Genomic DNA, 8,754 nt, shown 5'->3' with positions numbered 1-8,754 from the left:
TGGTGGGCGATGACGGGCTCGAACCGCCGACCCCCTCCGTGTAAAGGAGATGCTCTACCAACTGAGCTAATCGCCCAATCTCAATACTTATCTACACTGCGAGTCTACCGAAGTAGATGGTGGGTGATGACGGGCTCGAACCGCCGACCCCCTCCGTGTAAAGGAGATGCTCTACCAACTGAGCTAATCACCCCCGCTGTGTGGAGTCGCATTATAGGGAGAGTTGAAAATGAGTCAACGCATTTTCTAAAGTTTTTATTCGTTCGTCGTAAAATTAAACAAAACGATCGCGAAACGGGCTATGGAGCATGATTTCTAAACAAAAATCGCAAACTCGGCCATGATAAAGGGATCGACATTGAGGAATCCCCCCACAGTGATAGAATATTGCCCATCGTTTTTTCCCCAGGATTTGCCGATTGCCGGCATCTTTATAACGTAAGGCCATTTCATGAAAATCAAAACTCGCTTCGCGCCGAGCCCGACAGGCTATCTGCACGTCGGTGGTGCACGTACCGCTCTCTATTCCTGGCTTTTCGCACGCCACAACAAAGGTGAGTTCGTGCTGCGTATTGAAGACACCGATCTCGAGCGCTCCACCCCGGAAGCAATTGAAGCCATTATGGATGGGATGAACTGGCTGAATCTGGAATGGGATGAAGGCCCTTACTTCCAGACCAAACGCTTTGACCGCTATAACGCCGTCATTGATGAAATGCTGGTGGCGGGCAAGGCGTATAAATGCTACTGCTCGAAAGAGCGTCTGGACGCGCTGCGTGAAGCGCAGATGGCGAACGGTGAAAAACCGCGTTATGACGGCCGCTGCCGCCACGACCACAGCGAGCATGCAGCTGATGAGCCTTGCGTAGTGCGTTTTGCTAACCCGCAAGAGGGCTCGGTGATCTTTGACGACCAGATCCGCGGCCCAATTGAATTCAGCAACCAGGAGCTGGACGATCTGATCATCCGCCGCACCGACGGTTCCCCAACCTACAACTTCTGCGTGGTCGTTGACGACTGGGATATGGAAATTACCCACGTTGTTCGTGGTGAGGACCATATCAACAACACGCCGCGTCAGATTAACATCCTGAAGGCGCTGAACGCCCCTGTGCCTGTTTATGCCCACGTCTCCATGATCAACGGTGATGACGGGAAAAAACTCTCTAAGCGTCACGGTGCGGTAAGCGTGATGCAGTACCGCGACGACGGCTATCTGCCGGAAGCGCTGCTGAACTATCTGGTGCGTCTGGGCTGGGCCCACGGTGACCAGGAGATCTTCAGCCGCGAAGAGATGATCGAACTGTTCTCTCTGAGTTCTGTTAGTAAATCCGCGAGCGCATTTAATACCGACAAGCTGCTGTGGCTGAACCATCACTACATCAATACCATGCCGCCAGAATATGTGGCGACGTATCTGCAGTGGCACATTGAGCAGGCAAATATTGATACCCGCACGGGCCCAGAGCTGGCGGACCTGGTGAAACTGCTCGGCGAGCGCTGCAAAACGCTGAAAGAGATTGCCGAAAGCTGCCGCTACTTCTATGAAGAGTTTGACGCGTTCGACGCGGACGCCGCGAAGAAACACCTCCGCCCGGTTGCGCGTCAGCCGCTGGAAGTGGTGCGTGACAAGCTGGCCGCCCTTACCGAGTGGACCGCTGAGAATGTGCATCACGCCATTCAGGCGACGGCAGACGAACTGGAAGTCGGCATGGGTAAAGTCGGTATGCCGCTGCGCGTAGCGGTAACCGGTGCGGGACAGTCTCCGGCGCTGGATGTAACGGTTCACGCGATCGGCAAATCACGCAGCGTGGCGCGCATCAACAAGGCGCTGGACTTTATCGCTGAACGTGAAAGTCAGCAGTAATCACGTCTCAGATAAAGCAAACGGCAGGGTAACCTGCCGTTTTTTTATGCCTCTTCTTCCGCGATACCCAGACGCACAAGAAAACCGTGGATGCCTTCGCGTTTCAATAAGGTGTCCAGCCGCTTCTGCTCTGACGGAGTCATACTCTCCAGCGTCTCGATAATACCCGGAGACAGATTTGAAGAGGGGTTATTGTAGGATGACGTGGCCTCTGCGAGATGATAAACCGCCTGACGGTTGCGAACCGCCGGGAGGCTCATAATATGTTCCTTTACCCGCGCATCGACATGAATCAGCCGTGCACGACCACCTTTCACGCCGTTGAGTCCTTCTGTTTTCCACCCCTGCTGGCGTATCCAGCGATTAACCGTTTGTCTGGCAACGCCCAAACTCTCCGCCAGCTCTTCCGTGGTCATTTTGCTCCGTAATTTTTTCATATCAGTTCTGATCGCGAATCCCTAAACGTTGCAACAATCCGGTAATCCCTTCCCGCATTAACAGCGATGTCATCTGCTTCTGTTCTTCCGGCGTCATTTCATTGGCCAGCGTCAGGAGCAGGGCGTGAAGCGACCCGTCATGGCTGGTGCCTTCCGGCAGTTCGGACGTTTCGCTTGCGCGACGTGCGCTGCGAATAAAATCACGAACTTTTTCATTCACATGTACCAGGCGCGCTTTCCCGCCCTGGACGCCTGGTTTTGGTGACGTAATCCAACCCTCTTTGCGTACCCATTTATTGATGGTCTGTCGGCTATAGCCAGTGAGGAGGGCTAACTCTTCCGGCGTCATTCGTTCCTTGATCATGCAATTTCCTGAATATCAGTGGGGTTAATTAACGGCTCATTTTATAGCACCGTTTTACGTGAAAACGTGACAGGCTTAACTCCTGACTGCGAGCAGGCTCGCAAAGTGTTTCATTTGCATGATTTTTCGGCGATCGAACGGCGGTCGTTGATTTTGCCGTTGACACTCCGCAGCGGAATTCATATTATGCCGCCCGTCAACATGACAGCTTTACGATGGGGCTATAGCTCAGCTGGGAGAGCGCTTGCATGGCATGCAAGAGGTCAGCGGTTCGATCCCGCTTAGCTCCACCAAACTCTGAACCCAACAGAGTGCGGTCAGTAAAGTCACATGTGGGGCTATAGCTCAGCTGGGAGAGCGCTTGCATGGCATGCAAGAGGTCAGCGGTTCGATCCCGCTTAGCTCCACCAAAATTGTAAACCCTCGTCGAATGACGGGGGTTTTTTTTATCTGTATGTTACGCCTGCCACCGTATTTTGTTATCAAAAAGAAGGTATTCCCATACCTCACCTCAATCGACGTCAATAAACCAGTCTATAAATAGACTTGAACTTGATTCGTGCAATTAATAAACCTATTATCCATCCGGTCAATGATTCGAGCGGATAATATACCCATCAACTTAATGAATAGAAAAACGTACGATAATGTAAAGATATTTATAATTGCCCTGGCTCTTTGCCTGATTGCGGTACCTGTCTCCCGTTATCTTTCTCCCCGCGCAATTGTGAATGGTCACGACGTTTATTTAGCATGGTTACCTCTCAGCGTTATGCTGGCGATAATTCTGCTATTTGGGCGCCGGGCAATTCTTCCCATTGTGTTAGGTTTTACTATCACTAATTTATTTTATGTTAATTTAGCACCGCTACAATATTCAGTTTTACTGTTTTGTCAGACCTTTGCGCTGTTCGCGGCGTGCGGCCTGCTGCGCCTCATGCTGGGCAAGCGCTGGCGCTACAGCATCCCTAATAGGCACATCGGGCTACGGATATTCTGGCTCGGTTTTATCGTGCCGTTAGGTATTAAGCTGTCGATGTATTTGGCAGGCTATTTCTTTGATTTTCCGGTGACTATTTCAACCTTTTTCGGCGAAGGTACGGTAATTTATAACGTTGTGGATATACAAAGCCTGATATGTGCGGCGTTGATTTTTACCATGATGTTCTATTACCCATTAAGAATGATAATTAATCCTCGCTATGCCATCACCTTCTGGCGGCGGAGCGTGGCGCCCATTTTTACCCATAAAAATTCATTGTATATATCTGTTTGGCTGATGCTTTTAGGCTTCATTCTTGCCATTTTATGTGGGCCTTTTGAATCCCCCGTGATTGCGGGCTATTTAATGCCGCTGATTTTTATTCTTTTTACCCTGGCGATAAGCCGACTGACCTATGCGCTTATCTCTCTGCTTTGGGCAGTTTCTGCGCTTCTGCTGTTGACCTACAACTATAACTTCCTGAATGGGGTGGAATCGGGCCATTCGCTCTCCTTTATTCTCTCCGTGCTGATCTCTTTTGCCATCTGCCTGCTTTACATGTCGCGGATTTACCAGCGCAGCGAGTGGCTGAAGCGGGGCTGGCAGGGCAGGGCGCTGACCGATCCGCTGACCGGTTTGCCCAATATTCGTGCGCTGGAGGAGCATCTTGAGGTACATCCGGATGCCAAAGTCTGCATTCTGCGTATGGACAACCTGGAATTTTTGAGCCGCCACTATGGGATCCTGATGCGGGTCCATTGCAAACGAACGATCGCCTCGTCGCTTCAGCCACTTTTGCAGAAAGATGAGACGCTCTTCCAGCTACCGGGAAGCGAGCTGGTGCTGGTACTACTGGGCCCGGGCATCGCCGAACGCCTCCAGCACATGGTTGATCGGCTGAACAGCCGTAAGATTTTCTGGAACAACACCGGGCTGGACATTGAATTTGGTGCGTCCTGGGGAATGGTCGAAAACGGCGAAAAGCTGCACCACACGCTGGGGCAGCTGAGCTGGCTGGCAGAGCAGGCCTGCGGAGAGCACAACGTTCTCGCACTTACCAATAGCCTTGAGGCGGCATCAGGACAAACGACAGAGCGCGTCCTGATGCTGGCGCGGATTAAGCATGCCCTGGAGGCGGATCAATTCCATTTATACGCACAGCCCATCCAGAAGGCGGACGGGAGCGGGTATTACGAAATTCTGACGCGTATGGAGAGCGAGGGGGAGATCATTACTCCTGACCGCTTTATTCCGCTGATAGCGCAGTTTAACCTCAGCCACCGGTTTGATATGTGCGTTATGGAAAAATTACTGGTGTGGCTGCGCGAACACCCCGCAACGCAGGCCGGCGTTCGTTTCTCTGTCAATCTTATGCCGCTCACGCTGATGCAAAAAGAGGTGGGGACCGAGATTTGCGCGCTGTTTGAACGCTACGGCGTGGCGCCTCAGGCCGTCGTGATTGAGATTACCGAGGAGCAGGCCTTCTCAAATTCAGGCTGCAGCATCCACAATATTCAGCAGCTGCGGGATTATGGTTTCCGGATTGCTATTGATGATTTTGGTACTGGCTACGCTAACTATGAGCGCCTCAGACGCCTGCAGGCAGACATCATTAAGATTGACGGCTGCTTCGTGAAAGACATCTGTACCGATGATATGGATGCGATGATCGTGCAGTCCATGTGTAATCTGGCGAAGACGAAATCGCTGTGCGTCGTCGCGGAATACGTAGAAACACCGGCCCAGCGGGAGATGCTGCTCCGCTTCGGCGTGGATTACCTGCAGGGCTATCTGATAGGCAAACCCCAACCGCTGGAAGAATTACGGGCATAAAAAAACCGGGAGCAGGCTCCCGGTTTTTGTTTAACGCTAAACGTTACAGAACCAGTGCCGCGATGGAAGCAGACAGGACGCTTACCAGCGTAGAGCCGTAAACCAGCTTCAGGCCGAAGCGAGAAACCACGTTACCCTGCTCTTCGTTCAGGCCTTTAATCGCCCCCGCGATAATCCCGATGGACGAGAAGTTCGCAAAGGAGACCAGGAACACGGACAGAATGCCTTCCGCGCGCGGAGAAAGGGTGCTGGCAATTTTCTGCAGATCCATCATCGCAACGAATTCGTTAGAAACCAGTTTGGTTGCCATAATACTGCCCACCTGAAGCGCTTCGTGAGCCGGCACGCCCATCACCCATGCAACCGGGTAGAAGATGTAGCCCAGAATGCCCTGGAAGGAGATACCCAGCACCGCGGCGAACAGGGCGTTCAGCGCAGAAATCAGCGCAATGAAGCCGATCAGCATGGCGGCAACAATAACCGCTACCTTGAAACCGGCCAGAATGTATTCACCCAGCATTTCAAAGAAGCTCTGGCCTTCGTGCAGGTTTGACATCTGGATGTTCTCTTCGCTGGCGTCAACGCGGTACGGGTTGATCAGCGACAGCACGATAAAGGTGCTGAACATGTTCAGAACCAGCGCGGCAACCACATACTTCGGCTCCAGCATGGTCATATACGCGCCCACGATAGACATGGAAACGGTAGACATCGCGGTTGCCGCCATGGTGTACATGCGGTTACGGGACATTTTGCCGAGAATATCTTTATACGCGATGAAGTTCTCAGACTGACCGAGGATCAGGGAACTGACGGCGTTGAAAGATTCCAGCTTACCCATGCCGTTCACTTTCGATAACAGGAAACCAATTCCACGAATAACGAACGGCAGAACGCGGATGTGCTGCAGAATACCGATCAGCGCGGAGATGAAGACGATAGGGCACAGAACCTTCAGGAAGAAGAACGCCAGGCCTTCGTCGTTCATTTTACCGAAGACAAAGTTGGTCCCTTCGTTGGCGAATCCGAGCAGTTTTTCGAACATTTCGGAGAAGCCTTTCACGAAGCCGAGGCCTACGTTGGAGTTCAGGAAGAACCACGCAAGTAAAACTTCAATGACCAGCAGCTGGACAACATAACGGATACGAATTTTTTTGCGGTCTGTGCTGACCAGCAATGCAAGTGCAGTAACGACAACAAGTGCCAGGACAAAATGAAGGACGCGGTCCATATTTGCTCCAAATATGAGGCAGGTTTAATTTTCGTGCACATTCTATGTAACAAGCGAAAAGAAAACGAGATCGAGGACACACTATAGTTACATCCTGTGACGAGTCTCAAAAATAGTGATCCACAATACATTTTTGTTATGTTAGGTAAATGAGTGAAAAGTTAAGTTTGTGTGCTAATCTTCACAAAAGCGCGCGCGATTTCAGTTTCTGTTAGATCGCCCCACTTACCCGCCCGTCTATCGTTCAAAGCTATCAGAGAAATCACTGCAAACATCATAAATGATCTTGATAATCATTCTCATTTTGATAGCATTAAACATAGCAAAGGCTATATTTCAGAGGCAGAAATGACAAACAGTCGCGTAGAGGGTAGCAGTGGCAGAGCCGCGCGCAAGTTGCGGTTCGCATTAATGGGACCTGCGTTCATCGCTGCCATTGGCTATATCGATCCCGGTAACTTTGCGACCAATATTCAGGCCGGGGCCAGCTTCGGCTATAAGCTGCTGTGGGTGGTCGTCTGGGCGAACCTGATGGCGATGCTGATTCAGATGCTTTCTGCGAAGCTGGGGATTGCCACGGGTAAAAACCTGGCGGAGCAAATTCGCGACCATTATCCGCGTCCGGCCGTCTGGCTCTACTGGGTTCAGGCGGAAATCATCGCCATGGCCACCGATCTCGCTGAGTTTATCGGCGCCGCGATCGGATTTAAGCTGATTCTGGGCGTGTCGCTGCTGCAGGGGGCGGTACTGACCGGGATTGCTACGTTCCTTATCCTGATGCTGCAGCGTCGGGGTCAAAAGCCGCTGGAGAAGGTCATCGGCGGCCTGCTGCTGTTTGTCGCGGCGGCCTATATCGTCGAGCTGGTTTTCTCCCAGCCGAACCTGGCGCAGCTCGGTAAAGGAATGGTGATCCCAAGCCTGCCAACCTCTGAAGCGGTGTTCCTGGCCGCCGGGGTGCTGGGGGCGACCATCATGCCGCATGTGATTTACCTCCACTCCTCTCTCACTCAGCATCTCCACGGCGGGACGCGTAAAGAGCGTTACTCCGCCACCAAGTGGGATGTGGCGATCGCCATGACCATCGCGGGATTTGTGAATCTGGCGATGATGGCGACGGCAGCTGCGGCTTTCCACTTTAACGGGCATACCGGTATTGCCGATCTCGACCAGGCGTATCTCACGCTGGAGCCGCTGCTGAGCCATGCGGCAGCCACGATATTTGGCCTCAGCCTGGTGGCTGCCGGTCTCTCTTCTACGGTGGTGGGGACGCTGGCAGGCCAGGTGGTGATGCAGGGATTTGTCCGGTTCCATATTCCGCTGTGGGTGCGTCGCTCTGTCACCATGCTGCCGTCAATTGTTGTGATTCTGATGGGGCTCGACCCAACGCGAATTCTGGTGATGAGCCAGGTGCTGCTGAGTTTTGGCATCGCGCTGGCGCTGGTGCCGCTGCTGATCTTTACCAGCAATAAAAGCCTGATGGGCGAGCTGGTGAACTCAACCCTGGTGAAACGGGCCGGGTGGGCCATCGTGGTGGTGGTCGTGGCGCTGAACCTGTGGCTGCTGATTGGCACCGCGTTGGGGCTTTAAAAGAAAAAGGAGCCGTGAGGCTCCTTTTTTCTGTTAGTCATCATGACCGTGGTGGCCATGTCCGTGACCTCTGCCGCGACCCCAGCCGCCTCGGCGGTCGTCACGGTCGTTCCAGCCTTCACGGTAGCCGCGCTCGTACGCTTTGTCTTTGTACCATCCACGGTGTCTGCCGTTATCATGCTTCCACCAGCGATCGCCGCGCCACTCGTAGTGACGATGCCAGTAGTCACGGTCGCGCCAGTAGCCGCCGTCCCAGTATCTGCCGTAGTCGTCACGATCGCCAATTTGTAATTTTACTGATGGCAACAGGGTGATTTCGCCCGCAGTGGCGATCAGCGGGGCTGATGAAGCCAGTAATACCGCTGCAAGAATCAGTGACCTGAACATACTCTTTCTCCTTCACGATCGGGGCCTTTGTGGGGCCTGTTAACGCAATATTACGAGTTGGTAAAG

Annotated in this window: 7 protein-coding genes and 4 tRNA genes; 5 read left to right on the top strand and 6 right to left on the bottom strand. The window is 52.7% G+C overall.

Translation table 11 applies throughout. The annotated features are described in order from the left end of the window. Together ACJBF3_RS01915 and ACJBF3_RS01910 are read right to left on the bottom strand one after the other, a co-directional pair. Window positions 1-76, bottom strand: a tRNA-Val gene (locus ACJBF3_RS01915). Window positions 77-117: 41 nt separating this feature from the next. Then, window positions 118-193, bottom strand: a tRNA-Val gene (locus ACJBF3_RS01910). Between the two features lie 258 nt (window positions 194-451). On the opposite strand from ACJBF3_RS01910, the gene gltX reads away from it, so the two are divergent. Continuing rightward, on the top strand, window positions 452-1,867 hold the full coding sequence (gene gltX / locus ACJBF3_RS01905) for a glutamate--tRNA ligase (RefSeq protein ID WP_045332202.1): 1,416 nt from the start codon (window positions 452-454) through the stop codon (window positions 1,865-1,867). Between the two features lie 44 nt (window positions 1,868-1,911). Here gltX and ACJBF3_RS01900 read toward each other — a convergent pair whose 3' ends face one another. Both ACJBF3_RS01900 and ACJBF3_RS01895 read right to left on the bottom strand, forming a co-directional pair. Continuing rightward, window positions 1,912-2,304, bottom strand: a complete 393-nt coding sequence (locus ACJBF3_RS01900) for a YfeC-like transcriptional regulator (RefSeq protein WP_045332205.1) — start codon at window positions 2,302-2,304, stop codon at window positions 1,912-1,914. 1 nt (window position 2,305) lies between these two features. Next, the gene (locus tag ACJBF3_RS01895) at window positions 2,306-2,668 is read right to left on the bottom strand and encodes a YfeC-like transcriptional regulator (protein ID WP_045332208.1); all 363 of its coding nucleotides are present in this window, start codon (window positions 2,666-2,668) and stop codon (window positions 2,306-2,308) included. Between the two features lie 217 nt (window positions 2,669-2,885). Here ACJBF3_RS01895 and ACJBF3_RS01890 point away from each other — a divergent pair. From ACJBF3_RS01890 to ACJBF3_RS01880, 3 genes are all read left to right on the top strand, one after another. Continuing rightward, window positions 2,886-2,961, top strand: a tRNA-Ala gene (locus tag ACJBF3_RS01890). A gap of 41 nt (window positions 2,962-3,002) precedes the next feature. Beyond that, window positions 3,003-3,078 (top strand) — tRNA-Ala (locus ACJBF3_RS01885). A 215-nt stretch (window positions 3,079-3,293) separates the two neighbouring features. Next, complete coding sequence (locus tag ACJBF3_RS01880) at window positions 3,294-5,483, top strand: EAL domain-containing protein (RefSeq protein ID WP_047716475.1); 2,190 nt, start codon at window positions 3,294-3,296, stop codon at window positions 5,481-5,483. 43 nt (window positions 5,484-5,526) lie between these two features. On the opposite strand, the gene ACJBF3_RS01875 is transcribed toward ACJBF3_RS01880, so the two are convergent. After that, window positions 5,527-6,714 (bottom strand): NupC/NupG family nucleoside CNT transporter, encoded by a 1,188-nt coding sequence (locus ACJBF3_RS01875; protein ID WP_014884725.1) that lies wholly within the window; start codon window positions 6,712-6,714, stop codon window positions 5,527-5,529. Window positions 6,715-7,062: 348 nt separating this feature from the next. Between ACJBF3_RS01875 and ACJBF3_RS01870 the strand changes: the two genes are divergently transcribed. Beyond that, window positions 7,063-8,301, top strand: a complete 1,239-nt coding sequence (locus ACJBF3_RS01870; protein WP_045331820.1) for an Nramp family divalent metal transporter — start codon at window positions 7,063-7,065, stop codon at window positions 8,299-8,301. Between the two features lie 33 nt (window positions 8,302-8,334). Here ACJBF3_RS01870 and ACJBF3_RS01865 read toward each other — a convergent pair whose 3' ends face one another. Further along, window positions 8,335-8,688: a DUF2502 domain-containing protein gene (locus ACJBF3_RS01865; RefSeq protein WP_045331822.1), complete on the bottom strand. Its 354-nt coding sequence runs from the start codon at window positions 8,686-8,688 to the stop codon at window positions 8,335-8,337. Window positions 8,689-8,754 lie beyond the last annotated feature (66 nt).

This window comes from Enterobacter sp. PP-008-ECC_S150, assembly GCF_045257065.1.
Classification (GTDB): Bacteria; Pseudomonadota; Gammaproteobacteria; order Enterobacterales; family Enterobacteriaceae; genus Enterobacter; species Enterobacter chengduensis.
This window is presented reverse-complemented; position numbering and strand designations above follow the sequence as displayed.